The organism is Candidatus Mycobacterium wuenschmannii (genome assembly GCF_030252325.1).
In the GTDB taxonomy this organism is placed as follows: Bacteria; Actinomycetota; Actinomycetes; order Mycobacteriales; family Mycobacteriaceae; genus Mycobacterium; species Mycobacterium wuenschmannii.
The window spans coordinates 4670862-4695030 of sequence record NZ_CP126981.1 but is presented as its reverse complement, the minus strand read 5'-3'; the positions used below and the strand labels follow the sequence as shown (position 1 = coordinate 4695030).

At 68.4% G+C, this 24169-nt stretch carries 25 protein-coding genes; 15 read left to right on the top strand and 10 right to left on the bottom strand.

Translation table 11 applies throughout. The features are described from left to right. The first annotated feature begins 11 nt into the window (after positions 1 to 11). Genes PT015_RS22645 through mmsB form a run of 3 tightly spaced genes read left to right on the top strand, consistent with a single transcriptional unit; the run spans position 12 to position 3594 of the window. Complete coding sequence (locus PT015_RS22645; RefSeq protein WP_285187388.1) at positions 12 to 1532, top strand: CoA-acylating methylmalonate-semialdehyde dehydrogenase; 1521 nt, start codon at positions 12 to 14, stop codon at positions 1530 to 1532. Between the two features lie 6 nt (positions 1533 to 1538). Next, positions 1539 to 2714, top strand: coding sequence for an acyl-CoA dehydrogenase family protein (locus tag PT015_RS22640; protein ID WP_285187386.1), 1176 nt, complete (start codon positions 1539 to 1541; stop codon positions 2712 to 2714). A 10-nt stretch (positions 2715 to 2724) separates the two neighbouring features. After that, entirely contained in the window at positions 2725 to 3594 is an 870-nt protein-coding gene (gene mmsB, locus PT015_RS22635) for a 3-hydroxyisobutyrate dehydrogenase (RefSeq protein ID WP_285187384.1), read from the top strand. Between the two features lies 1 nt (position 3595). Here the strand turns inward: mmsB and PT015_RS22630 are convergent, their stop codons facing one another. After that, positions 3596 to 4000: an HAD family hydrolase gene (locus tag PT015_RS22630; protein ID WP_285187383.1), complete on the bottom strand. Its 405-nt coding sequence runs from the start codon at positions 3998 to 4000 to the stop codon at positions 3596 to 3598. A gap of 176 nt (positions 4001 to 4176) precedes the next feature. Between PT015_RS22630 and PT015_RS22625 the strand changes: the two genes are divergently transcribed. Both PT015_RS22625 and PT015_RS22620 read left to right on the top strand, forming a co-directional pair. Further along, on the top strand, positions 4177 to 4827 hold the full coding sequence (locus PT015_RS22625; RefSeq protein WP_285187381.1) for a response regulator: 651 nt from the start codon (positions 4177 to 4179) through the stop codon (positions 4825 to 4827). Next, a complete protein-coding gene (locus tag PT015_RS22620; RefSeq protein WP_285187379.1) occupies positions 4824 to 6047 on the top strand; it encodes a GAF domain-containing sensor histidine kinase in 1224 nt (407 codons plus the stop codon). Before PT015_RS22625 ends, PT015_RS22620 begins: the two co-directional genes overlap by 4 nt. Here PT015_RS22620 and PT015_RS22615 read toward each other — a convergent pair. From PT015_RS22615 to secY, 6 genes are read right to left on the bottom strand one after another with little or no spacing between them, the layout of a single operon-like run. Beyond that, positions 6044 to 6550 (bottom strand): MarR family transcriptional regulator, encoded by a 507-nt coding sequence (locus tag PT015_RS22615; RefSeq protein ID WP_285187377.1) that lies wholly within the window; start codon positions 6548 to 6550, stop codon positions 6044 to 6046. The two genes, PT015_RS22620 and PT015_RS22615, sit on opposite strands and share 4 nt — an antisense overlap. A 45-nt stretch (positions 6551 to 6595) precedes the next feature. Continuing rightward, positions 6596 to 7294, bottom strand: coding sequence for an anti-sigma factor family protein (locus PT015_RS22610; protein ID WP_285187375.1), 699 nt, complete (start codon positions 7292 to 7294; stop codon positions 6596 to 6598). Beyond that, a complete protein-coding gene (locus tag PT015_RS22605) occupies positions 7291 to 7824 on the bottom strand; it encodes a sigma-70 family RNA polymerase sigma factor (RefSeq protein ID WP_285187374.1) in 534 nt (177 codons plus the stop codon). Before PT015_RS22605 ends, PT015_RS22610 begins: the two co-directional genes overlap by 4 nt. 58 nt (positions 7825 to 7882) lie before the next feature. After that, on the bottom strand, positions 7883 to 8683 hold the full coding sequence (map, locus tag PT015_RS22600; RefSeq protein ID WP_285187372.1) for a type I methionyl aminopeptidase: 801 nt from the start codon (positions 8681 to 8683) through the stop codon (positions 7883 to 7885). A 2-nt stretch (positions 8684 to 8685) separates the two neighbouring features. After that, the gene (locus tag PT015_RS22595; protein ID WP_285187371.1) at positions 8686 to 9231 is read right to left on the bottom strand and encodes an adenylate kinase; all 546 of its coding nucleotides are present in this window, start codon (positions 9229 to 9231) and stop codon (positions 8686 to 8688) included. Beyond that, the gene (gene secY, locus PT015_RS22590; protein WP_285187370.1) at positions 9228 to 10553 is read right to left on the bottom strand and encodes a preprotein translocase subunit SecY; all 1326 of its coding nucleotides are present in this window, start codon (positions 10551 to 10553) and stop codon (positions 9228 to 9230) included. Before secY ends, PT015_RS22595 begins: the two co-directional genes overlap by 4 nt. Positions 10554 to 10873: 320 nt before the next feature. Here secY and PT015_RS22585 point away from each other — a divergent pair, with 320 nt between their 5' ends. Together PT015_RS22585 and PT015_RS22580 are read left to right on the top strand one after the other, a co-directional pair. Then, complete coding sequence (locus PT015_RS22585; RefSeq protein WP_285187369.1) at positions 10874 to 11785, top strand: class I SAM-dependent methyltransferase; 912 nt, start codon at positions 10874 to 10876, stop codon at positions 11783 to 11785. A gap of 8 nt (positions 11786 to 11793) precedes the next feature. Next, positions 11794 to 12714 (top strand): class I SAM-dependent methyltransferase, encoded by a 921-nt coding sequence (locus PT015_RS22580; RefSeq protein ID WP_285187367.1) that lies wholly within the window; start codon positions 11794 to 11796, stop codon positions 12712 to 12714. On the opposite strand, the gene PT015_RS22575 is transcribed toward PT015_RS22580, so the two are convergent. Beyond that, positions 12706 to 14028 carry a xylulokinase gene (locus PT015_RS22575; protein ID WP_285187365.1) on the bottom strand — a complete coding sequence of 441 codons (1323 nt, stop codon included), beginning with the start codon at positions 14026 to 14028 and terminating at the stop codon, positions 12706 to 12708. The two genes, PT015_RS22580 and PT015_RS22575, sit on opposite strands and share 9 nt — an antisense overlap. A gap of 21 nt (positions 14029 to 14049) precedes the next feature. Here PT015_RS22575 and PT015_RS22570 point away from each other — a divergent pair, with 21 nt between their 5' ends. Then, the gene (locus tag PT015_RS22570; RefSeq protein ID WP_285187363.1) at positions 14050 to 15030 is read left to right on the top strand and encodes an NAD(P)-dependent oxidoreductase; all 981 of its coding nucleotides are present in this window, start codon (positions 14050 to 14052) and stop codon (positions 15028 to 15030) included. After that, on the top strand, positions 15027 to 15683 hold the full coding sequence (locus PT015_RS22565) for an L-fuculose-phosphate aldolase (RefSeq protein WP_285187361.1): 657 nt from the start codon (positions 15027 to 15029) through the stop codon (positions 15681 to 15683). The genes PT015_RS22570 and PT015_RS22565 overlap by 4 nt, the downstream gene beginning before the upstream one ends. On the opposite strand, the gene PT015_RS22560 is transcribed toward PT015_RS22565, so the two are convergent. Beyond that, on the bottom strand, positions 15659 to 16537 hold the full coding sequence (locus PT015_RS22560) for a helix-turn-helix transcriptional regulator (RefSeq protein ID WP_285187360.1): 879 nt from the start codon (positions 16535 to 16537) through the stop codon (positions 15659 to 15661). The genes PT015_RS22565 and PT015_RS22560 overlap by 25 nt on opposite strands. A 74-nt stretch (positions 16538 to 16611) precedes the next feature. Between PT015_RS22560 and PT015_RS22555 the strand changes: the two genes are divergently transcribed. The 4 genes from PT015_RS22555 to PT015_RS22540 all read left to right on the top strand — a co-directional run bounded on the left by PT015_RS22555 (position 16612) and on the right by PT015_RS22540 (position 20080). Continuing rightward, the gene (locus PT015_RS22555) at positions 16612 to 17259 is read left to right on the top strand and encodes a class I SAM-dependent methyltransferase (protein ID WP_390887887.1); all 648 of its coding nucleotides are present in this window, start codon (positions 16612 to 16614) and stop codon (positions 17257 to 17259) included. Between the two features lie 64 nt (positions 17260 to 17323). After that, on the top strand, positions 17324 to 18256 hold the full coding sequence (locus tag PT015_RS22550; RefSeq protein WP_285187358.1) for a class I SAM-dependent methyltransferase: 933 nt from the start codon (positions 17324 to 17326) through the stop codon (positions 18254 to 18256). Between the two features lie 10 nt (positions 18257 to 18266). Next, entirely contained in the window at positions 18267 to 19169 is a 903-nt protein-coding gene (locus tag PT015_RS22545) for a class I SAM-dependent methyltransferase (RefSeq protein ID WP_285187356.1), read from the top strand. After that, complete coding sequence (locus tag PT015_RS22540) at positions 19166 to 20080, top strand: class I SAM-dependent methyltransferase (RefSeq protein WP_285187355.1); 915 nt, start codon at positions 19166 to 19168, stop codon at positions 20078 to 20080. The genes PT015_RS22545 and PT015_RS22540 overlap by 4 nt, the downstream gene beginning before the upstream one ends. Here the strand turns inward: PT015_RS22540 and sppA are convergent. Then, positions 20077 to 21852: a signal peptide peptidase SppA gene (gene sppA / locus PT015_RS22535; protein WP_285187353.1), complete on the bottom strand. Its 1776-nt coding sequence runs from the start codon at positions 21850 to 21852 to the stop codon at positions 20077 to 20079. The two genes, PT015_RS22540 and sppA, sit on opposite strands and share 4 nt — an antisense overlap. 38 nt (positions 21853 to 21890) lie before the next feature. Between sppA and PT015_RS22530 the strand changes: the two genes are divergently transcribed. After that, positions 21891 to 22817, top strand: a complete 927-nt coding sequence (locus PT015_RS22530) for an LLM class flavin-dependent oxidoreductase (protein ID WP_285187352.1) — start codon at positions 21891 to 21893, stop codon at positions 22815 to 22817. 111 nt (positions 22818 to 22928) lie between these two features. Further along, a complete protein-coding gene (locus PT015_RS22525; protein ID WP_285187351.1) occupies positions 22929 to 24161 on the top strand; it encodes a serine hydrolase domain-containing protein in 1233 nt (410 codons plus the stop codon). Positions 24162 to 24169: the final 8 nt, after the last annotated feature.

The following is a 24169-nucleotide window of genomic DNA, read 5'->3' as shown; positions in this document are numbered from 1 at the left end:
CGAGGGACACCATGACTCAGAAGATTCCGCACTTCATCGACGGACGCCGCAGCGATCTCTCCTCGACCCGGACCGCCGACGTGCTCAACCCGAGCACCGGCGGGGTGCAGGCGCAGGTGCTGCTGGCGTCGGTTTCCGACGTCGACACCGCGGTCGCCTCCGCCGTCAAGGCGCAGAAGGAGTGGGCGGCGTTCAATCCGCAGCGCCGGGCGCGGGTGATGATGAAGTTCGTCGATCTGGTCAACCAGAACGTCGACGAGTTGGCCGAGTTGCTGAGCCTGGAGCACGGCAAGACCGTTCCCGACTCCAAGGGCGATATCCAGCGCGGCATCGAGGTCATCGAATTCGCCATCGGCATACCGCATTTGCTCAAGGGTGAATTCACCGAGAGCGCCGGAACCGGCATCGACGTCTACTCGATCCGCCAGCCGCTCGGCGTGGTCGCGGGCATCACCCCGTTCAACTTCCCCGCGATGATCCCGCTGTGGAAGGCGGGTCCCGCGCTGGCATGCGGAAACGCGTTCATTCTCAAGCCTTCTGAGCGCGACCCGTCGGTGCCTCTGCGCCTGGCCGAACTGTTCCTCGAGGCCGGCCTGCCCGCGGGCGTCTTCCAGGTGGTCCAGGGCGACAAGGAAGCCGTCGACGCGATCCTGCACCACCCCGACGTTCAGGCCGTCGGCTTCGTCGGCAGCTCGGACATCGCGCAGTACATCTACGAGACCTCGGCTGCCAACGGCAAGCGGTCGCAGTGCTTCGGCGGCGCGAAGAACCACATGATCATCCTGCCCGACGCCGACCTCGACCAGGCGGTCGACGCGCTGATCGGCGCCGGCTACGGCAGCGCCGGCGAGCGCTGCATGGCGATCAGCGTCGCCGTGCCCGTCGGCGAGGAGACGGCAAACCGGTTGCGTAACAGGCTCGTTGAGCGCATCAACGGACTGCGCGTCGGGCACAGCCTGGACCCGAAGGCCGACTACGGCCCGCTGGTCACCGAGGCCGCGCTCAAGCGGGTGCGCGACTACATCGGCCAGGGTGTCGAGGCCGGCGCCGACCTGGTGGTCGACGGCCGCGAACGCGCCACCGACGAACTCACCTTCGACGACCAGAGTTTAGAGAAGGGCTTCTTCATCGGGCCCACGCTGTTCGACAACGTCACCACCGACATGTCGATCTACACCGACGAGATCTTTGGGCCGGTGCTGTGCATCGTGCGCGCGCACGACTACGAAGACGCCTTACGGTTGCCGACCGAGCACGAATACGGCAATGGCGTAGCGATTTTCACCCGCGACGGCGACGCCGCCCGCGACTTCGTGTCGCGCGTCCAGGTCGGTATGGTCGGCGTCAACGTGCCGATCCCGGTCCCGGTGGCGTATCACACCTTCGGCGGCTGGAAGCGGTCCGGCTTCGGCGATCTCAACCAGCACGGCCCCGCGTCGATCCAGTTCTACACCAAGACCAAAACGGTCACCGAGCGCTGGCCGTCCGGCATCAAGGACGGGGCCGAATTCAGCATCCCGACGATGAAGTAGCGCGGCATGCAACTCTTCGGTCTGGACGACGACGAACGGGTCATCACCGAGACGGCCGCCGCGTTCGCTGCCAAGAAGCTGGCCCCATACGCGCTGGAATGGGATGCCACCCACCACTTTCCGGTCGACGAGCTGCGCGAGGCGGCAGGCCTGGGGATGGCGGCGATCTACTGTCGCGACGACGTGGGCGGCAGCGCGCTGCGCCGCCTCGACGGGGTGCGGATCTTCGAGCAACTGGCCATCGCCGACCCGACGACGGCGGCGTTCCTGTCCATCCACAACATGTGCGCGTGGATGGTCGACGCCTTCGGCACCGACGAGCAGCGCAAGGAGTGGATCCCGCGACTGGCGTCAATGGACGCGATCGCCAGCTACTGCCTGACCGAACCCGGCGCCGGATCCGATGCCAGCGCGTTGAGTACCAAAGCCGTCAAGCAGGGTGACGACTATGTGCTCGACGGCGTCAAGCAATTCATCTCGGGTGCGGGCACCTCGGACGTGTACGTGGTCATGGCGCGCACTGGTGGCACCGAAAAGCCCGGGCCGCGCGGCATCTCGGCGTTCATCGTCGAAAAGGACACGCCGGGGCTGAGTTTCGGCACACAGGAAGAGAAGATGGGCTGGAATGCGCAGCCCACCGCGCAGGTCATTCTGGACGGCGTGCGGGTGCCGGCGGACGCGATGCTCGGCGGGGTCGACGGCGAGGGCGGCGGTTTCGGCATCGCGATGAACGGTCTCAACGGCGGCCGGATCAACATTGCCGCCTGCTCACTGGGTGGCGCGCAAGCCGCCTACGACAAGGCGGCCACCTACGTCGCGCATCGCGAGGCGTTCGGCGCTCCCCTGCTCGACGAGCCCACCATTCGATTCACGTTGGCCGACATGGCCACTGCGCTGGAGACGTCGCGGCTGATGTTGTGGCGGGCCGCAGCGGCACTGGACGAGGGCGCCGACGACAAGGTCGCGCTGTGCGCCATGGCCAAACGCTATGTCACCGATGCGTGTTTCGAGGTAGCGGACTCCGCCCTGCAACTGCACGGCGGCTACGGCTACCTTCGCGAGTACGGTCTGGAGAAGATCGTGCGCGATCTGAGGGTGCACCGCATCCTCGAAGGCACCAACGAAATCATGCGGGTGGTCGTCGGCCGTGCCGAAGCCGCCCGGGTACGCGCCAGCGCCTAGGAGATAGCGGATGTCGACTGTTGCGTTTCTGGGTCTCGGCCACATGGGTGGACCGATGTCGAAGAACCTGGTCGACGCTGGCCACACCGTGCGGGGCTACGACCCGGTGCCCGCGGCGATCGAGGCCGCGAAGGCCAACGGCGTCGACGTGCTCGACAGCGGCGTTGCCGCGGTCGCCGGGGCGGACGTGGTGATCACCATGCTGCCCAACGGCGATCTGGTGAAGCGCTGCTATGGCGAGATCCTGCCCGCCGTCGGCAAGGGCGCGTTATTCATCGACAGCTCAACCATTTCCGTCGACGACGCCCGCGAGGTGCACTCGTTGGCGGCCGAGCACGGCGTCGCGCAACTCGACGCACCGGTCTCCGGCGGGGTCAAGGGCGCGGTCGCGGGCACGCTGGCCTTCATGGTCGGCGGTGACGACGCGGCTCTGGAGCGCGCCCGTCCGGTGCTGGAGCCCATGGCGGGCAAGATCATTCACTGCGGCGCCGCCGGCGCCGGCCAGGCCGCCAAGGTGTGCAACAACATGGTGCTGGCCGTGCACCAGATCGCGATCGGCGAGGCCTTCGTGCTGGCCGAGAAGCTCGACCTGTCGGCGCAGGCGTTGTTTGACGTCATCACCGGTGCGACCGGCAACTGCTGGGCGGTGCACACGAATTGCCCGGTGCCGGGCCCGGTCCCGGCGTCGCCGGCCAACAACGAATTCAAGCCCGGCTTCGCCACCGCGCTGATGAACAAGGACCTCGGGCTGGCGATGGACGCCGTCGCCTCGACCGGCGCGACCGCTCCCCTGGGCACGCACGCCGCCGACCTCTACGCCAAGTTCGCAACGACCAACGCCGACAAGGACTTCAGCGCGATCATCGAAACGCTGCGCTGAGTCAAGCCGCCTGGCGAATCCACCAACGCCGGTGCGCCTGTTGGCAACTGGCCGCCGACAGCGGCGCCGCGAGGGTCACCGTCGGCATACCCGCCGACGCGTGCACGCCGGTGACGGCCAGGGCGTCGCGCGACGTTATGCCCATCTCCCACAACGCCAATCGGTACAGCTCGCTGGCGCACGCCAGACCGGCCTCGGATTCCGGTAGATCGTCGACGGACACGATGGTCTCGACAAGACCGTCGCCGAGCAGGTGGCGCACCAGCGTCTCGACCTCGTCGCGTGGCCGGGTGCTCACCACGCTCACCCAGATGCCGGCGACGAACAAGCTCATCACCGCATCGATCAGGTCGGTCCTGGCGTCGTCGTCGATCCCGGCCAGTACGGAGTCCGCATCGAAGATCACCGCACGCAGTTCATCGGATTCGGTCCGTGATTCCCGGTCCCACCAAAACGTCCGGGATGGCCGAGTCTGCCCCTTGGCTCGCACGCCAGACAGGGTGCCCCGAAAAGCCGACGCTCAGCCTCCCCCATTGGGGGGATTCGTGTGATCAACCGGGTGCCTCCTCCTAGGGTGTTGCCATGTCCGTAAGCCTCGTCCTCGTCGACGACCACGAAATGGTCATCGAGGGCCTCAAGGCGATGCTCACCGCGTTCAAGGACCGGGTGGTGGTGGTCGGGCAGGCCGTCGGGGTCGAGCGCGCCGTCGAGGTCGTCGACGAACTCGACCCGGACGTGGTGTTGTGCGACGTCCGGATGCAGGGCTCCAGCGGGCTCGACCTGTGCAAGCTGCTGCGGGAGCGTGGCAGCGACCGCAAGATCGTGATGCTGTCGGTCTACGACGACGAGCAGTATTTGTTCGAGGCGCTGCGGGTGGGCGCCAGCGGCTATCTGCTGAAGTCGATCAGCAGCGACGACCTGGTCCGGCAGCTGGAACTGGCGCACAAGGGTGAGACCGTCATCGATCCGGGGATGGCGGCGCGCGCGGCCGACACCGCGGCCCGGATGCAGCGCGACGAATTCTGGCCGGGCGCCCGGCAGGGCCTGACGCAGCGCGAGAGCGAGATCCTGTCGGCGATGGTCAGCGGGCTGTCCAATCGCGGAATCGCCAACAAGCTGGTGATCGGCGAGGAGACGGTCAAGAGCCACCTGCGGGCGATCTACCGCAAGCTCGGCGTCAACGACCGCACCGGGGCGGTGGCCACAGCGCTGCGCGAGGGCATCTACCAGTGAGCAACCCGCAGCGCGGTCCGCACGCCGTGCACGATCTGGTCGACACCGATCGCGAATTGGCGTTGCTGCGCGAGCTGATTCAGGCCGCCTCGACCGGTCCCGGCGTGGAGCCGCTGGCCGCGGCGGCGGCGCGGATGATCACCGCGGCCACCGGCGCCGACGTGTGTTTCGTGCACGTGCTCGACGACAGCGACCGATCGCTGACGCTCGCCGGCGCGACGCCGCCGTTCGACGCGTCGGTGGGAAAGATCCGGCTGCCGTTGGGATCCGGCATCTCCGGTTGGGTGGCCAAGCACCGCGAGCCGGTGGTCATCACCGACGACAAGGAAGCCGATCCGCGTTACCTGCCGATCCAGTCACTGCGCGGGCGCGACTTCACCTCGATGGTGTCCATGCCGATGGAGACCGATCCGGGCGGACTGGTCGGGGTGCTGAACGTGCACACCGTCGCGCGTCGCGAATTCACCGACGGCGACGTCGAATTGCTGCGCGTCATCGGACGGCTGATCGCCGGGGCCATGCACCAGGCGCGGCTGCACCGGCAGCTGGTGGCCAGGGAACGGGCCCACGAACTGTTCGTGGAGCAGGTGATCGAGGCGCAGGAGATCGAGCGGCGCCGGGTCGCCGGCGATATCCACGACGGCATCTCGCAGCGCCTGATCACGTTGTCCTACCGCCTCGATGCGGCGGCGCGGGCCGTCGGCAGCGATCCGGCCGAGGCCTCCAGTCAGCTCGCGGAGGCGCGCGCACTGGTCGGCCTGACGCTGGGCGAGGCGCGGGTGGCGATCAGCGGCCTGCGGCCGCCGGTGCTCGACGACCTGGGCTTGGCCGGTGGCCTGGCCAGCCTGGCCCGGTCGATCCCGCAGCTGGACACCGAACTCGACCTGGCCGACGTGCGCCTGCCCGAGCACATCGAGATCGCGCTGTACCGCATCGCCCAAGAAGGGCTGCAGAACATCGTCAAGCACGCCAACGCGTCGGTGGCGCGGCTGCGATTCGCGGTCGACGCCGAAGCCAACGCCCGTCTCGAAATCATCGACAATGGAATAGGTTTCGACACATTCGAGCATCCGCTGGGCAGCGACGAGATGGGCGGCTACGGCGTGCTGTCGATGGCCGAGCGCGCAGAGCTGGTCGGTGGCACGCTGAACATTCGGTCGCGGCCGGGGTCCGGGACGGCGGTCACCGCGACGATTCCGGTGCCCTCGGTCGGTGACTAGAAGTCGCCGGCGTTCTGCCGCAGCGTCTCGATCGAGGACACCAGCGCCTGCGACTCGCGCTCGGAGATCCCGATGTCGGCAAACACCTGCTCGTTGAGCGTGACGGTGGCGTCCTCCACCGTCGAGCGACCCAGGTCGGTGATCTGCACCAGCGTGGTTCGTCCGTCGGTCGGGTGCGGCACCCGTTGCACCAGCTTGTTCGCTTCCAGCCGCCGGATGGCGTGGGTGACGCTGGTGACATGCACCTGCAGCCGGTCGGAGGCCTTGGTGATCGGCAACGCCCCGCTGCGACTGAACGCCAGCAGGCGCAGCAGCTCGAACCGGGAGAAACTCAAATCGTAAGGCCGCAAGGCGGTTTCGACACGAGCCAGCAGAATCTGATGGGCCCGCATCACCGACGTGACCGCGACCATTCCCTCGGCGACACCACCCCAGCCGGCTCGTTCCCAGTTGGCGCGCGCAACGGCGATCGGATCGCGAGCGTCGGAGGGGGATGCGGCCACGCCCCTGTTCTTACCGCATCCGACTCGGCGGTGCGGGCGTTGGGGCTACAGTAACCGCTGCAACAGCACCGTCCCGTTGTCGGCGGAAACGATTTGCACTGCGGCGATCTGGTCGACCGGGGTGGAAATGCTCCCTGCCGTGTTTGCGGTGTGGCCGGGCTCGGCAACCCAGGTGGCCAATTGCGTGTGACTACCGTCGCGGCCGACCACCACCATCGCCAATTTGTCGTGGTGGGCATAGACCGGCGCCAGGCACACGCATCGCAGATCGATCAAGGTGCCCCAATGTTGGCCGCTGACAGCCACTGTCGAGGCCAGCGCTGTGGTGCCGATCTGATTCATCGGCTGAGCAGACACGGTCGCCTGCGGAGGTGACGACGGCCGAGTATGGCCCGACACGCCCAGCACGACGCTCACGGCCAGCACCACCGACGCCGCGGCGCCCAGGCCCCACGTCAGCACTCGTGCACGTCGGCGTTGTCGACGCACCGCAAACAGCAACCCCGGCAACAGATCTGGCGTTTCGACCGGCGGTGCCGTGGCATTCATCGCTGACACCGTCGGGCCGTCGATTTGGGCCAGCAGCGACGGCACGTCGCTCAATTCGGCAACGGCCCGCCTGCACGACTCGCATTTCTCGAGGTGCGTCTCGTATTCGAGTCGATCGGACGGCGTCAACGACCCGAGCACATAGGCCGCGTCCCACGTCGCATATTCATCCGCACCCCCTCGGGTGGCAATCATCGGGTAACCCCCATCTCTTGCATGGTCAGCCGCAACGCGCGCACGGCGTAGTGCAGTCGCGACTTCACTGTCCCCTCGGCTATCCCGAGGTCGGCGGCAATTTGCGCCGTCGTCCAACCTCGGTAGTACGACCGTTCGACCACCGCCCGGTGGTCGGTCGACATCTGGGCCATGGCGTCGGCCAGCAGCAGACGATCAACCGCCGCGTCCACTTCGTCCGGCGCCGCGGGCTCCGGCACACCTGGATCGTCCAGCGCCCCGCCCGCGGTTCGCATTCGGGCACTGCGCACCTCGTCGATGACGATGTTGCGCGCGACGGTGAACAACCACGCCTTCGGCGGGCGTTCCGGGTTGGCGATGACCTCAGGGTGCTGCCAGGCCCGCAGCAGCGTTTCCTGGACGACATCCTCGGCGCGGGCGGCGTCGCCCGTCAGCCGCAGCACGAACCGCCACAGCGGCGCCGCGTGCTCGTTGTACAGCGCGGTCATCAGAGCGCTCTCGGGACTCATCGCGGCGGCGAGTCGGGCCATCGACCACCTCCCGGTACGCGACCTCTCGGTGATGACACGGCGTGGGTGGCCGTTTGGTTCAGCCCAGGGTCAGGATCCGGGGTCCGTCGTCGGTGGCGGCCACGGTGTGCTCCCAGTGCGCGGCGCGTGAGCCATCGGTCGTCGTGACCGTCCACTGGTCGTCGAGCACCACGGTCTTGCGGGTCCCCAGGGTCAGCATCGGCTCGATCGCCAGCACCGACCCGGCGGCCAGCAGCGGACCCTTACCGGGCGCTCCCTCGTTGGGCAGGAATGGGTCCATGTGCATCTGCCGGCCGATGCCGTGCCCGCCGTAACCCTCGACGATGCCGAACTTGCGCCCGTAGCGGGCTTCGGCGGCGTGCGTGGCGGTTTCGATGGCGTGCGAGACGTCGGTCAGCCGATTGCCGGGAATCATCGCGGCGATCCCGGCCTCCATGGACTCCCGGGTGGCCTGCGAGAGCAACTCGTCGGCGGGGATCAACGGGCCGACCCCGAAGGTGACCGCGGCGTCGCCGTGCCAGCCGTCCAGGATCGCGCCGCAGTCGACGGACACCAGGTCGCCCGCGGCGAGTTCCTCGGCCTTCGACGGAATGCCGTGCACCACACGGTCATTCACCGACGAGCAGATCGAGGCCGGGTAGCCGTGGTAGCCGAGGAAGGACGGGATGGCACCCGCGTCGCGGATCACCGACTCCGCGACCAGGTCGAGGTCGTGGGTCGTCGCTCCGGGGACCGCGGCTTCGCGCGCCGCGGCCAGCGCTGCGGCGACAACTGCGCCGGCGGCGGCCATCGCGTCGAGTTCAGCGGCGCTGCGCTGCGGCACCACCTTGCGGCTGCGCAGGCCGGCCAGGCCGATCACCGCTACTTCCCGAGGGCCTGCAACGCGCGGCCGAACACCTCGTCGACCTCGCCGACGGCGTCGACGGTCTTCAACTCGCCGCTGTAGTACTCGATCAGCGGCGCGGTCTCGTCGCGGTAGACCTTCATCCGGTTGAGGATGACGTCGTCGGTGTCGTCGGCCCGGCCACGCGCCTTGAGGCGCTCCAGCAAGACCGTCTCGGATACCCGGAACTCCAGCACCGCGTCGAGTTGGGTACCGCGACGCTCGAGCATGTCGTGCAGCGCCTTGGCCTGTGCCACCGAGCGCGGGTAGCCGTCCAGGATGAAACCGTTGTCGGTGTCCGACTTGCTCAGCCGGTCGTCGACGAGTTCGTTGGTCAGCTCGGAGGGCACCAGATCGCCGGCGTCCAGGTAGCGCTTGGCCTTGAGGCCCAACTCGGTGCCGTTGCCGATGTTCTCCCGGAACAGGTCACCGGTGGACAGATGCGGGATCTCGAGCTTCTCGGCCAGCTTGACGGCCTGCGTGCCTTTACCGGCTCCGGGCGGGCCCAGCAGCACGACTCTCACTTGAGGAACCCTTCGTAGTTGCGTTGCATGAGCTGGCTTTCGATCTGCTTCACCGTATCCAACGCGACACCGATCGCGATCAGTACGGCGGTTCCACCGAACGGCAGGTTCTGCACCGAACCCGAGTTGCCGATCTGGAGGAACAGGTTGGGCAGCACCGCGATGACACCCAGGTAGATCGAACCAGGCAAGGTGATTCGGCTCAAGACGTAGCGCAGATAGTCGGCGGTCGGCTTGCCCGGCCGGATGCCCGGAATGAACCCGCCGAACTTCTTCATCTCGTCGGCACGCTCGTCGGGGTTGAACGTGATCGACACGTAGAAGTACGTGAAGAAGATGATCAGGCTGAAGTAGATGCCGATGTAGACCGGGCTGCCGGGGTTCGACAGGTAGTTGCTGACGAACTTGTCCCACCAACTGTTGCCCATGCCGCCGCTGCCGCTGCGGATCAACTGGGTGATCAGGTGCGGGATGTAGATCAGCGACGACGCGAAGATCACCGGGATGACACCGGCCTGGTTGACCTTCAACGGCAGATAGGTCGACGTGCCGCCGTACATCCGTCGGCCGACCATGCGCTTGGCGTACTGGACGGGGATACGGCGTTGGCCCTGCTCGACGAACACCACGCCGACGACGATGATCAGCGCCGCCACACAGACCGTCGCGAGAACGACGCCCCCACGGCTGTCCAGGATGGTCTTGCCCTCGCCCGGTATCCGGGCGGCGATGCCGGCGAAGATCAGCAGCGACATGCCGTTACCGATGCCGCGCTCGGTGACCAGCTCGCCCATCCACATCACCAGCGCCGCGCCCGCGGTCATCACCAGGACGATCACGACCAGCGTGAAGATGCTCTGGTTCGCGATGATGTCCAGGCTGCAACCCTGTAGCAGGCCGCCGTTGGCGGCCAGGGCGACGATGCTGGTGGCCTGCAGAACGGCCAGCGCGATCGCCAGGTAGCGGGTGTACTGCGTCATCTTGGCCTGGCCGGACTGGCCTTCCTTACGCAGCTCCTCGAAGCGCGGGATGACCACGGTGAGCAGCTGCACGATGATGCTCGCGGTGATGTAAGGCATCACGCCGACGGCGAACACGGTCAGCTGCAGCAGAGCGCCGCCGGAGAACAGGTTGATCAGCGAGTAAATCTGCGCCGAGTCGCCGCCACTGATCTGGGCGAGACACTTCTGCACGTTGGGGTAGTTGACGCCGGGCGACGGGATCGTCGCACCCAGGCGGTACAGCACCACGATGCCCAGCGTGACCAGGATCTTTCTTCTCAGGTCGACTGTTCGCAGCGATGAGATGAAAGCCGAAAGCACTCTTCCTCCTGCGCAGCCGGGCTCTAATCGCGGCATGCCTACTGGCTGGGGTATCCAGCACCGGACTGTCCTGAACGGTTGTGGTCTTCATCGCGCGCCGAGCACATGCAGGCAGGACGTGTCCAGGCGCGCGTCAGACAGTCTACGAGACTAACAGCGCATGACGTGCTTGCCCGCAAATGGGTGGACCGGCTCCCGACCGGATCGGCGCGACCCGCGCTCGCAGGCCGTACACAGATAACCGGCGTAAGGTTTCACTGGCTCTTTACCTTGGCTAAATATCAAACGACTACAGCTGAGTGCATACGGAAAGGGTGATCATGGCGCGTAGCGACACCGACACTTGGGACCTGGCCTCCAGCGTGGGTGCCACCGCAACGATGGTCGCGGCGGCCCGGGCGCTGGCCACCGAGGACAGCGACCCCATCATCAACGACCCGTTCGCCGCCCCCCTGGTGCGAGCGGTCGGCATCGACTTCTTCACCAAGGTGATCGACGGCGACATCGATCCCGCGGACGCGGGTGAAAACGGTACCGGCGAACTGCAGAACGAGACCGACTCGCTGGCGGTCCGCACCAAATTCTTCGACGACTTCTTCACCGACGCGGCGGCCGCCGGAATTCAGCAGTCGGTGATCCTGGCGGCCGGACTCGACTCGCGGGCCTACCGACTCGACTGGCCCGCCGGCAGCGTGGTCTACGAGGTCGATCAGCCCGAGGTGGTCACGTTCAAAACCGAGACCATGGCCTCGCTCGGTGCCGAGCCGACGGCGCAGCGCCGCACGGTCAGCATCGACCTGCGCGAGGATTGGCCGGCCGCGTTGCGCGCCAGCGGTTTTGACGCGTCCAAGCCGTCGGCCTGGAGCGCCGAGGGGTTGCTGATGTATCTGCCGCCCGAGGCGCAGGACCGGCTCTTCGACCACATCACCGCGCTGAGCGCGCCGGGCAGCCAGATCGCGACCGAATACCACCCGGTCAGCGGTCCCACGATGGCCGAGCGCGGCAAGGCGATGAGCGACCGGTGGGCGAAGATCGGCTGCGACGTCGACCTGTCCGGGTTGTTCTACGAGGGCGACCGCAACAACGTCGCCGACTACCTCGGCGAACGCGGCTGGGATGTGCTCGCGCGCAACCGCCGCGACCTGTTCGGTGAATACGGTCGCGTGTTCCCGGACGACCCGGCGCATGCCGCGTTCCGCGACATCGTGTCCGTCATCGCCACCCGTCGATAGGAGATCCCATGTCCGACAACGACACAATCCGGCACGACGGGGACAGCTGGGACCTGGCGTCCAGTGTCGGCGCCACCGCGACCGCGGTGGCCGCGCGCCGGGCGATGGCGTCCAAAGGCCCCGACCCGCTGATCGACGACCCGTTCGCCGAGCCACTGGTCAAGGCGGTCGGCGTCGAAGCCTTCGTCAAGATGGTCGACGGCGAGATCGAACTCGGCGACGACGATCCGGCCTTCACCTCGCGCCGCCTGGCCGAGGGGATGGCCGTGCGCACCCGGTTCTTCGACGCCTTCTTCACCGACGCCGCCACGGCGGGCGTGCGGCAGGCCGTCATCCTGGCCGCGGGTCTCGACACCCGCGCCTACCGGCTGCACTGGCCGGACGACACCACGGTCTTCGAGGTCGACCAGCCACAGGTCATCGAATTCAAGAGCCGCACACTGGCCGACCTGGGTGCGGCCCCGACCGCCGACCGCAAGGCCATCGCGGTCGACCTGCGCGACGACTGGGTTGGAGCGTTGCGCGACAACGGATTCAACACCGAGCGGCCCACCGCTTGGATTGCCGAAGGACTACTCGGCTATCTGCCGCCGGACGCGCAGGACCGGTTGTTCGACACCATCACCACGCTCAGCTTCAGCGGCAGCCGGCTCGGCACCGGCTACGTCCCGGACATCCACGATCGAATCACCAAGCGGGGCAACCAGATCAGCGAACGCTGGCGCAAGCTCGGGTTGAACATCAACTGGTCGGAACTGGTCTACGACGGCGACCGGAACGACGCGGTCGAGTATCTCGCGGAGCGCGGCTGGCAGACGAGCGTGCACACCACGCAGGAGCTGTACGCCGCCAACGGTTTCGACTTCCCCGACGCCAACTCGCTGGAAGGCCTGGGCGACATCCGGTACGTCTCGGCTGAGCTACCGTAGCGACGCCAACTCGAGGAACCGGAAGTAGCGCTCCTGCACCGGCTCCACCCACGCCGGGTCGGGATCGACGACCCGATCGGTAGCGGCCCAGCGTGCGGCATCGGTGATCGCGGACTCCTCGCCCACCGCCATCCGGCCCAGGAACGCCGCGCCCAGGGCGGCGCCCTCGGCCGCCGCGGACACCTGGATCGGCCGGCCGGTGGCATCGGCGATCGCCTGCAGCCACGGTTGCACGCGGGTGCCACCCCCGGCGACGACGATCCGGGCGACGTCAACGCCACTGAGGTCGATCAGTTGGCGCACAACAAATCCCGACGCCTCGAAGGCAGCCCGGCGCAGCGCGGCCGCGTCGTGGCTGAGGTCGAGGCCGTGCAGCAGGCCGCGCCGGTCGGGGTCGTGCAGCGGGGTGCGCTCGCCGCGCAGGTACGGCGACCACACCGGGACCCGGCACGGGTCCGCGGCGGCCGGGTCGCCCGGCCCGAGGACACGGTCGACCCACCCGAGGAACAGGCCGCCGGCGTTGCTCGCCCCACCGATCTGGCTCTTGCCGGTCATCGTGGGAATCGTCCACAGCCCCGGGACTTCTCGGGCTTCGGGCACGGTCGTCCAGACGATCAGCGTGGTGCCGCACAGCACGAGCACGTCGCCGTCGTCGACCGCGCCGGAGACCATCTGCTCGCACACCGCGTCGATCGCCCCGACCGCCAGCACGGCGCTACCCACCCGGCCGGTGGGGGTGCCGGGCGCGCCCACCCGGGGCATCTGCTCCGCCGTCGCGCCGTGCCGCGCGCAGGCGGTCGCGTTCCAGCCGTCGCCGTCGAAGACCGGCGTCGAGGTGAACGCGGTGGGAAAGTCGACCACCGCCTCGCCGGCCAGCGCGTGGTTGGCCACCGCGGGGGCGGGCCAATACCCGGCGGCGCCGGGAGCCTGCGCAGCGGTCCAGCGCAGGAACTCGGCCGCCTCGCCGACCGGGAACGGCCCCTCGGCCACGGCGGCGGCGACCCGGCCCCGCGCGTCGCCGTAGAGCAGACCGGGCGTGATCGGGATGCCGTCGGCGTCCACGGCGGTCAACGACGGCACCATCGCCGACACCGCGACGGCCTTGGCGTCCGGGCGGCCCAGCCGATCGAGAGCCGCGAGCGGGCCCCGGCGCCACGCCTCGTCGGCGTCGTGCTCGAGCCGATCCGGCGCCGGCACCCGCAGTTCGTGGGGAATGCGCACCCGCGCGACCACCCGGCCGTCGGCGTCGGCGGCCACCGCTTTGACGGCGGTGGTCCCGATGTCGATGCCGATTGTGACGCCTTCGCGTGACACGGGCGTCACCGTACGCCAGCATTGGCTCTCGTGACCCGTGCCCTGGTGACGGCCCCGCTGCGAGGCGACGGATTCGCGAAACTGCGCGGCCTGGCCGACGTGGTCTACGACCCGTGGATCGACCAGACCCCGCTGCGGATCTACAGCGCCGAACAACTCGCCGAGCGGATCACCGCAGAGGGCGCGGATATCGTTGTGGTGGAGAGTGATTCGGTAAGCGGGCCGGTGTTCGACACTGGGGTGCGAGCCATCGCCGCCACGCGCGGCGACCCCAACAACGTCGACGTCGCCGGCGCTACGGCGGCCGGGATACCGGTACTCAGCACGCCGGGCCGCAATGCCGACGCGGTCGCGGAGATGACGCTGGCACTGCTGTTCGCCGCCACCCGGCAGGTGCTCGGCGCCGACGGCGACGTGCGCGCCGGGCAGGTCTTCCGCGACGGCACCATCCCCTATCAGCGGTTCCGGGCCTGGGAGCTGGCCGGCCGGACGATCGGTCTGGTCGGCCTGGGGGCGGTCGGGCGCGCGGTCCAGTGGCGAATGGCCGGTCTCGGCCTGCGGGTGATCGCCCACGACCCTTTCAACGACGACGCGCGGCACAGCCTGGCGGAGTTGCTGGCCGAGGCCGACATCGTGTCCCTGCACGCGCCGGTGACCGCCGAGACCGCTGGACTGATCGGGGCCGAACAGTTCGCGGCGATGCGCGACGGGGTCGTCTTCCTGAACAGCGCGCGGGCCCAATTGCACGACACCGACGCGCTGGTCGAGGCGTTGCGCGCGGGCAAGGTCGCCGCCGCCGGGCTGGATCACTTCGCCGGCGAGTGGCTGCCCATCGACCATCCGCTGGTGGCCATGCCCAATGTCGTGCTCACGCCGCATATCGGCGGCGCCACGTGGAACACTGAGGCGCGCCAGGCCCAGATGGTCGCCGACGACCTCGACGCGCTGCTCTCGGGCGGGTCGCCGGTTCATATCGTCAACCCGGAGGTGCTGACCCGATGAGATCGGTGGCGGACACTGAGGCCGCTGTGCTGGCGGCCGCCAAGGACATGCTGCGCCGCGGACTGGTCGAGGGCACGGCGGGCAACATCTCGGCCCGGCGGTCCGACGGCAACCTGGTGATCACCCCGTCCTCGGTCGACTACGCCGACATGACACTGGCCGACCTGGTGGTGGTGGACCCCGACGGCACCGTCCTGCAGGCCGCGGACGGCCGGTCGCCGTCGACGGAGATGGCGCTGCACCTGGCCTGCTATCGGGCGTTCGACGACATCGCCAGCGTCATCCACAGCCACCCGGTGTGGGCGACCATGTTCGCGATCTCCCATCAACCCATTCCGGCCGCCATCGACGAGTTCGCCATCTACTGCGGCGGCGACATCCGCTGCAGCGAATACGCGGCCTCCGGCACCCCCGAGGTGGGCAGCAACGCGGTGAAGGCGCTCGAGGGCCGGGCCGCGGCGCTGATCGCCAATCACGGCCTGGTGGCAGTCGGCCCGCGGCCGGACAAGGTGCTACACGTCACCGCCTTGGTGGAACGCAGCGCCCAAATCGTTTGGGGCGCTAGGGCTCTCGGCGGTCCGGTGCCGATCCCGGAGGACGTCAACAACAACTTCGCCGGGGTCTACGGCTACCTGCGCGCCAACCCGCTGTAGTCCCGCCAGGCCCGCGGCGAGGCGCCGTGCGCGCGGCGGAATAGCCTGCTGAAGTATCCCGGATCGGGCACGCCGACACGCATCGCGACCTCCTGAATGGGGATATCGTTCTGCGTCAACAGCTTTCGCGCTTCAGCCATCCGACGCTCGATGATCCACTCCTGCACGGTGCGCCCGGTCCGGCGGCGCACCACGGTGGTCAGGTGCCCGGGCGTGATCCCCACCTCGTGCGCCACGTCGCGCAACGACAGCGGTTCGCCGTGCCGCCGATCGATGACGTCGAAGACGTCGGCCAGCATCGGTTCGCCGCTGCGTCGCAGGTCGCCAACGACATCGGGGCCGGCCAGGCGCGCGACGTCGATCAACAGCAGCGTGAGATGCGCCAGGGCGGCCTGTTGGTAGCCGTCTTCGCAGTCGGCTAACTCCGCCTCGATCGAATCGATCGTCGAATTCCACCTGGCCCGAAGGGGTTTCGGGAGTTCCAACCGCAGCAGCCCGCCGGCTCGTCCGTGCAGGAAGGGGAACAGCAACGGGTGGGTCCGCCATGTCGGCCAGGGCGATCCACCGTCCTCACCCATCGCGGCCGGGTCGAACAGCACCCCGACGCCGCCCTCGAGGTCGCCGAGTTGCTCCGGGTCGAGCACCTCCCCCGCGGCGACCACGTAGACGGCTCCGGCGGCCGGGCGGAACCACAGCGCCGGAAAATCGTGAATGTGACGACCCTGGTTGCGTACCTGGTCGCTTCGGCGGATGACCGACAGCGGGGGTGTGTGCGGGTCGGTTCGATACTGGTAGACCGGCACTCCGCCGCGATGGCGAATCAGCCTGGTCGGCGTCGATACCTGATCGGGCATTGCACCAAAGATAGTCCAAGTTTGTCCGAAGATCACTCAAACCTGGCCAGCCATAGTCTCCCATGATGGTGGACATGACCAAACATCATCCGCACGACTACATGCCCGCCGCCCAGCACGACGCACTGCTGCCCACCTACGACCTGATGTCCCGGGTGCTCGGCCTGGGCAAGGTCCACCAGCTACTCGTCGACCAGGCCGAGCTTGCCGGCGGCCACCGCGTGCTGGAGATCGGCAGCGGAACCGGCACGCTGAGCGTCCGCGCCAAGCGGGCCTGCCCGGGCGCCGACGTGACCGGTGTCGACCCCGACCCGCTCGCCCTGGGCCGCGCGCACCGAAAATTGCACAGCCAGAGCGGTATTCGCTTCGACCACGGCTACGCCCAACGGCTACCGTACGCCGACGGCGAATTCGACCGGGTGTTGTCGTCGCTGATGCTGCACCATCTGGACCACGACGCGAAGACCGCCGCGCTGGCCGAGGTGTTGCGCGTGCTGCGCCCCGGCGGCCGGCTGCACCTCGTCGACGTCGACCCCGATGAGGAGGGCCGGCACGGCGTCTTCGGCCGGTTCTTCGCTCGCCACCAGCACGCCGCCGCGCACTTCGACGACTCGATCCCGGACCTGCTCCGGCAGGCCGGTTTCGACTGGTCCCTGGTGGGCACCCGACGTCAACGGGTGATCGGACGCCTGGCGTTCTACCGAGCGACCCGACCCGTTTAGACCACGGTGGTAGCCTCGTTATATTGGCTAAGTAATAACCTGGCTGCCACCTGGAAGGACAGCGATGGCGCGCACTGACGACGACACCTGGGACCTCGCGTCGAGCGTCGGAGCGACCGCCACGATGGTCGCGTCTGCGCGTGCCATGGCCAGCAGGGTCGAGCGCCCCCTGATCGACGATCCCTACGCCGAGCCGTTGGTTCGCGCCGTCGGTCTCGACCTGTTCACCAAGCTGGCGAGCGGCGAGATGTCCCCCGCCGACCTCGAGGACGACGGCGCGGCACCGAGCGCGCAGCGGATGACCGACAACATGGCGGTGCGGACGAAGTTCTTCGACGAGTTCTTCCTCGACGCGACAAACGCCGGGATCACGCAGGCGGTGATCCTCGCCTCCGGCCTCGACGCCCGCGCCTACCGGCTGCCCTGGCCCGCCGGAACCGTCGTCTACGAGATCGACCAGCCGCAGGTCATCGAGTTCAAGACCCGCACGCTGGCCGATCTCGGCGCCGAGCCCACCGCGCAGCGTCGCACCGTCGCGGTCGACCTGCGCGACGACTGGCCGGCGGCGCTGCGGGCTGCGGGGTTCGATCCGGCCCAGCCCAGCGCGTGGAGTGCCGAGGGACTGCTGATCTACCTGCCGCCCGACGCGCAGGACCGGCTGCTGGACACCATCACCGAGCTCAGCGCACCGGGCAGCCGGATCGCGACCGAGAGCGGACCGCCCCGCGACGAAGCCCATAAGGAACGCATCCGGACCCGGATGCAGGCCGTGGCGCAGCGCTGGCGCCGGCATGGACTAAACCTGGACGTGGCGGAGTTGGTCTACGACGGAGAGCGCAATGCCGCGGAGCCGTATCTGACGGAACGCGGCTGGGCGATGGGCGGCAGCACCATTCGAGACCTGTTCGCGGCCAATGGGCTTGACCCCTTGGTCGAGGACGACCTGCCGTTCGCCGACCGGCTCTACGTCAGTGGCACCCTGACCGACAAGAAATAGGAGTCACCCGATGGCACGTACTGACGACGACAGCTGGGATCTGGCCTCCAGCGTGGGTGCGACCGCAACGATGGTCGCCGCCGCCCGGGCATTGGCATCCCAGGGCCCCGACCCGCTGCTCGACGACCCCTACGCCGCCCCGCTGGTGCGCGCTGTCGGGATGGATCCGTTCATCCGCCTCGTGGACGGCGACATCACCGCCGAGGAGGAGGCCGGCCTCAACCGCTCGGCCCGGGCCGAGCAGATGACCGTGCGGACAAGGTTTTTCGACGACTTCTTCGTCGCCGCCACCGAAAGTGGGATTCGCCAAGCGGTGATCCTGGCGTCCGGCCTGGACACCAGGGCGTATCGCCTGCCGTGGGCCGCCGGCACCGTCGTCTTCGAGGTCGACCAGCCGGAGGTGATCGAGTTCAAGACCACGACCCTGGCGGGTCTCGGCGCAGAACCGACCGCCGAGCGCCGCACGGTCAGCATCGACCTTCGTGAGGACTGGCCACAGGCCCTGCAGCAGAACGGTTTTGACGTCGACAGGCCGACTGCATGGAGCGCCGAGGGACTGCTGCCCTATCTTCCGCCGGACGCCCAGGACAGGCTGTTCGACAACATCAAGGCGCTGAGCGCACCGGGTAGCCAACTCGCCACCGAGCACATCTCCAATCCCGACGCGTTCTCCGGGGAGGGCATCAAGCGCATCGCCGAACGGTGGCGTCGCGCCGGGTTCGGCCTCGACCCGACCGAGCTGTTCTACCAGGGCGAGCGCAGCATCGTCATCGACTACCTCACCAGCCACGGCTGGTCGGTGGTCGGCCATCCCGCCACCCAACTCTACGAGCGAAACGGCTTCGCGTTCCCGGACGACGAGTCGATGACCGTCTTCAAAGAGATGAGTTACGTTGCGGCGACGCTGAAATGACGCGCACCGACGACGACAGCTGGGACCTGGCATCCAGCGTGGGCGCCACCGCGACGATGGTCGCCGCGGGTCGCGCGATGGCGACCAACGACACCGAGCCACTGATCAACGACCCGTTCGCCGAACCCCTGGTCCGCGCGGTCGGCCTGGACTTCTTCGTCAAGATGATCGACGGCGACCTCGACATGTCGCTGCTGCCGAACTCGTCGCCGCAGCGCACCCAGGCGATCATCGACGGAATGGGTTTGCGCACCAAGTACTTTGACGAGTACCTGTTGGCGGCGGTCGACACCGGCATCCGCCAGGTGGTGATCCTGGCCTCCGGCCTGGACGCCCGCGCCTACCGGCTGCCCTGGCCCGCCCGGACCGTCGTCTACGAGATCGACCAGCCGCAGGTCATCGAGTTCAAGACCCGCACGCTGGCCGATCTGGGCGCCGCGCCCAGCGCCGAGCGTCGCACCGTCGCGATCGACCTGCGCTACGACTGGCCGGCCGCGCTCCGCGAGGCCGGACTGGACACCAGCGCGCCGACGGCCTGGTTGGCCGAGGGCCTGCTGATCTACCTGCCCCCGGAGGCCCAGGACCGGTTGTTCGACAACATCACCGCGCTGAGCGCCCCGGGCAGCGCCGTCGCGACCGAATACGTGCCGGGCATCGTGGATTTCGACGAGGAGAAGGCCCGCGAGATGTCGGCCCCGCTGCGGGCCCAGGGCGTCGACATCGACATGCCGTCGTTGATCTACGCCGGGCAGCGCAACCACGTGGTCGAGTATCTGCGCGGCAAGTCGTGGGACGCCACCGGCACGTCGCGAACGGATCTGTTCGCGACCAACGGGCGGTCGCTGCCCACGGCGGAGACGGATGATCCGCTCGGCGAGATCATCTACGTCAGCGGGACGCTCGCGGGCTAGAAGCGGGACTGGCCCGTCCACAACACGCTGGCGCCGGTCAGCGACCGCTCGGCTTGCTCGACCAGGCCGACCACCGACTGAGTGATCAAGCCGCCCAACGCATCCGGTAGCGACGCCGCCGCGGGCTGCGACGACGCGCGTGGCCGCAGGTAGTCCCACACCGACGACCCCGGATAGCCGACCAGGCGCGCCTTGTCGTCTTCATCGAGGCCGGCCAGCACCTTCGCCTTACGCACCGCGGTCCGCAGGCCGCCGAGTTCGTCGACCAGGCCGTGCTCGAGAGCGTCTTCGCCGGTCCATACCCGGCCGCGGGCGACCGCATCGACCGCGTCGACGGTCAGGTTGCGGCCATCGGCGACCCGCTCGACGAAGTCGGTGTAGAACAGGTCCGCCTCGGCCTCGACCTGGGCCTGCTGCTCCGGTGTGAACGGCGCGTTGATCGACCAGGCATCGGCATTGGCGTTGGTGCGCACCGCATCTGAGCCGACACCGAGCCGATCCTTCAGGTCACGGGCGATCAGCTTGCCGGTGATCACACCGATCGAGCCGGTGATGGTTCCGGGGTTGGCCACGATCGCGTCGGCGCCCATCGAGACGTAGTAGCCACCGGACGCGGCGACCGCGCCCATCGACGCCACCACCGGCTTGCCCGCCTCGCGGGCCTTCTGCACCTCGCGCCAGATCGTCTCCGACGCGGTGACCGAACCACCCGGCGAGTCGACCCGCAACACGATCGCAGACACCGAATCGTCATGCGCCGCTTCGCGTAACGCCGCCGCGATGGTGTCGCCGCCGGCGTTGGACGAGCCGAACGGCACCCGGGAGCCGCCGCGGCCACTGACGATCGGGCCGGCGAGGGTGACTACGGCGATCGTCGACTTGGGTCCGCGCCCCGGGATCGACGGCCCACTCGGTCCGTTGGACCGTGCGTAGCGGCTGAGATACAGCCGGGGCGGGGCGTCGTCACCGTCGGCGTCAGAGGCTGAATCATGCTCGCCGTCGGCCAAGGTCGCGATCCGCGCGTAGGCCTCGTCGCGGAAACCGACGCGATCGATCAGACCCGACTCGAGCGCGACGTCGCGCAGCAGCGGCGCCCGGTCGGCCAGCCCGTCGAGCGTGTCGTGGCCGACCTTTCGCGACTCGGCGATCGCCCGCCACACCTGCCCGCGCAGGCTTTCGAGTAGGCGGGTGTCGGCCTCGCGGTGCGCGTCGGTGTAACGGTCCTGCGTGAAAAGGTTTGCCGCCGACTTGTATTCGCCCTTGGCGACGAATTGCGCCTCGATGCCGGCCTTGTCCAGCGCGTCCCGCAGGAACAGGGCGTTGGTGGCGAATCCGATCAGCCCGACCGTGCCCGACGGCTGCATCCATACCTCGCCGAATGCCGATGCGAGGTAGTACGACAGCGTGCCGGGGTAGGTCTCGGCCCAGGCCAGCGAGGGCTTCACCGCGGTGAACGCCGCGACGGCCTCGCGGAGTTCCTGGACCGGCCCCGCCGCGGCGGCGGGCAGCTGGACCCGCGCAATGAGTCCGGCAACGCGCGGATCCTCGGCTGCCCGATGTAGCGCCGCGACGGCCTCGCGTAGCACCAACGGACGACCGCCGCCGGTGATGATCGCCAGCGGATCGAGGCCGCCGGCCTCCGGCGGTGCCACCCGCAGGTCGAGTTCGAGCACGCAGCCGTTGGGAACACCGTGATGGCGGGCGGTGTCCACCCGGCGGGCCAGCGCGCGCACGTCGTCGATGCCCGGCGGATCAGGCAGGAAAGAGAACATGCGACGAGCCTACCGATGGCCCGCCGTACCGTGATGGGGTGCGATTCTCGATATCGATCCACCAACTCGATTCGGCCGGTTTCGACGCCGACGGCGTGCGCGATTACCTGGTCCGGGCCGAGGAACTCGGGTTCGAGGCGGGCTGGGTGCTCGAGCAGATCGTCGGGCCCACGCCGCTGATTGCGCCGCTGGAAATGCTGGCGTGGGCCGCGGCCTGCACCTCGCGGCTGCGACTGGGCGTCGCCGTCCTGGTCGCGTCGCTGCACGACCCGCTGCAGTTGGCCTCGTCGATCACGGCTGTGGACCGGCTCAGCCACGGTCGGTTGGACGTCGGGGTCGCGCCCGGCGGCGGTAGGCGCAAGTTCGCCGCGTTCGGGGTGAACGCCGACACCTTCGTCAGCAGCTTCACCGAGGGGCTGGAGCTGATGAAGGCGGCGTGGTCCGACGAGCCGCGGGTGAGCTTCGATGGCCGCTTCCGACAAGTCGACGATCTGCCGATCCAGCCCAAGCCCGTGCAGCGCCCGCACCCACCGATCTGGTTCGGTGGCCATGCGCCGAAGGCACTCGCCCGCGCGGTCCGGCACGGCGACGCGTTTCTCGGCGCGGGGTCGTCGACCACGGCGGCATTCGCCGAGGCGGTCCGCGGCGTGCGGACCGAACTGGACACGCAGGGCAAGGATTCCGCGGGGTTTCCGATCGGCAAGCGGGTCTATCTGATGATCGACGACGACTCCGCGCGAGCCCGGGAGCGCGCGCTCGCCGGGCTGCATCGGATCTACGGCGGCATGCCCGGGATCGACGACGTCCCGGTGTTCGGCACCATCGAGGAGGTGGTGACCGGGTTGCGCGCCGTGATCGACGCCGGAGCGGAGACGATTCTGCTCAACCCGGTGGGCGGTACGGTGACCGAGGATCGCGAGCAGATGGAACGCCTTGCCGCAGAAGTCATTCCGCAGCTAGGCTGACTCGCGCGCTGTCCGAGGCGGCTCTCTTTTTTCGTTTTGTGACCATATGCGATATCACCATGCTCGCCCTGTTTTGGCGCGGATGGGGACACACGGCGGTATAACCACTTCATGGTCAGCAAGATCGCGGCGCCACCAGATCTGGTCCAGGGCCACGCCGACGAGGGCTTCGGCAAAGTCGCCGACGCCTTCCGCGCGAACTTCGCCGCGGGCCGCGAAACCGGCTCCGCGGTCGCCGTCTACCGCGACGGCGTCAGGGTCGTCGACATGTGGGGCGGCTACCGCGACGGCTTCAGCAAGGAGCCGTGGCAACACGACACCATGGTCAATATGTTCTCTTCGACGAAAGGTGTTGCCGCCCTTGCGGTAGCGCTGGCGGTGTCGCGCGGACTATTCGGCTACGACGACAAAGTCGTCGACCACTGGCCAGAGTTCGGTCAGGCCGGCAAGGCCGACGTCACCATCAGGCAACTCCTCGCCCACCAGGCCGGGTTGTGCGCGCTGAACCCGGTGCCGACCGTGCAGGACGTCGCCGACCCGACGCGACTCTCGAAGATCCTCGCGACGCAGAAGCCGGCCTGGCCGCCGGGCACCCGGCACGGGTATCACGCGATCACGCTGGGCTGGTACAAGTCCGAGCTCATCCGACGCACCGACCCGGCCGGCCGCACCCTGGGCCGCTTCTTCGCCGACGAGATCGCCGGCCCGCTGGGCCTCGATCTCTTTGTCGGACTTCCGGATTCGGTGTCCCGCGACCGGGTTGCGCACATCCACCACTGGACGCGCCCGCAGTCGCTGCTACACCTGAACGTCCTCCCGGCCACGCTGTTGGCCGCCTCGTTCAACCCGCGCGGCCTGCTCGCCCGAGCCGGTTCCCTGCCACGTGACGTGGTGCCGTGGAACGGCGACTACAACCGCGACGAGGTGCGTGCCATCGAGGTCCCGTCGGCAAATGGCATCGGCACGGCCACCGCCGTCGCCAAGCTATACGGGACCGCCTCGGCCGGGGACCCCTCGCTCGGTCTGACGCCGGAGGTGCATCGGGAGTTCACAGAACAACCCGAGGGTCCGAGCGGTGGCATACGCGACAAGGTCCTGCGCGTGGACACCGTCTACACGCTGGGGCTGTCGAAGCCCGGATCACTGTGCGAGTTCGGCTCGTCCGACAAAGCCTTCGGCACACCGGGTTTCGGCGGATCGTTCGGGTTCGCCGACCCCGATACGGGGATCGGCTACGCCTACGTGATGAACCGACTGGGCTTCCACCTGGTCAGCGATCCGCGCGAGCTCGCACTGCGCCAGGCGTTGTTCCGCGACGTGCTGGGCGCACGACCGCAGCGGTGAGCGAGCTC

Bases quoted from the DNA above. Each gene is read 5' to 3' on its own strand.
- PT015_RS22645 (WP_285187388.1), top strand. From the start codon at position 12: ATGACTCAGAAGATTCCGCACTTCATCGACGGACGCCGCAGCGATCTC.
- PT015_RS22640 (WP_285187386.1), top strand. From the start codon at position 1,539: ATGCAACTCTTCGGTCTGGACGACGACGAACGGGTCATCACCGAGACG.
- mmsB (WP_285187384.1), top strand. From the start codon at position 2,725: ATGTCGACTGTTGCGTTTCTGGGTCTCGGCCACATGGGTGGACCGATG.
- PT015_RS22625 (WP_285187381.1), top strand. From the start codon at position 4,177: ATGTCCGTAAGCCTCGTCCTCGTCGACGACCACGAAATGGTCATCGAG.
- PT015_RS22610 (WP_285187375.1), bottom strand. From the start codon at position 7,294: ATGATTGCCACCCGAGGGGGTGCGGATGAATATGCGACGTGGGACGCG.
- PT015_RS22605 (WP_285187374.1), bottom strand. From the start codon at position 7,824: ATGGCCCGACTCGCCGCCGCGATGAGTCCCGAGAGCGCTCTGATGACC.
- PT015_RS22585 (WP_285187369.1), top strand. From the start codon at position 10,874: ATGGCGCGTAGCGACACCGACACTTGGGACCTGGCCTCCAGCGTGGGT.
- PT015_RS22580 (WP_285187367.1), top strand. From the start codon at position 11,794: ATGTCCGACAACGACACAATCCGGCACGACGGGGACAGCTGGGACCTG.
- PT015_RS22565 (WP_285187361.1), top strand. From the start codon at position 15,027: ATGAGATCGGTGGCGGACACTGAGGCCGCTGTGCTGGCGGCCGCCAAG.
- PT015_RS22560 (WP_285187360.1), bottom strand. From the start codon at position 16,537: ATGCCCGATCAGGTATCGACGCCGACCAGGCTGATTCGCCATCGCGGC.
- PT015_RS22555 (WP_390887887.1), top strand. From the start codon at position 16,612: ATGACCAAACATCATCCGCACGACTACATGCCCGCCGCCCAGCACGAC.
- PT015_RS22550 (WP_285187358.1), top strand. From the start codon at position 17,324: ATGGCGCGCACTGACGACGACACCTGGGACCTCGCGTCGAGCGTCGGA.
- PT015_RS22545 (WP_285187356.1), top strand. From the start codon at position 18,267: ATGGCACGTACTGACGACGACAGCTGGGATCTGGCCTCCAGCGTGGGT.
- PT015_RS22540 (WP_285187355.1), top strand. From the start codon at position 19,166: ATGACGCGCACCGACGACGACAGCTGGGACCTGGCATCCAGCGTGGGC.
- sppA (WP_285187353.1), bottom strand. From the start codon at position 21,852: ATGTTCTCTTTCCTGCCTGATCCGCCGGGCATCGACGACGTGCGCGCG.
- PT015_RS22525 (WP_285187351.1), top strand. From the start codon at position 22,929: ATGGTCAGCAAGATCGCGGCGCCACCAGATCTGGTCCAGGGCCACGCC.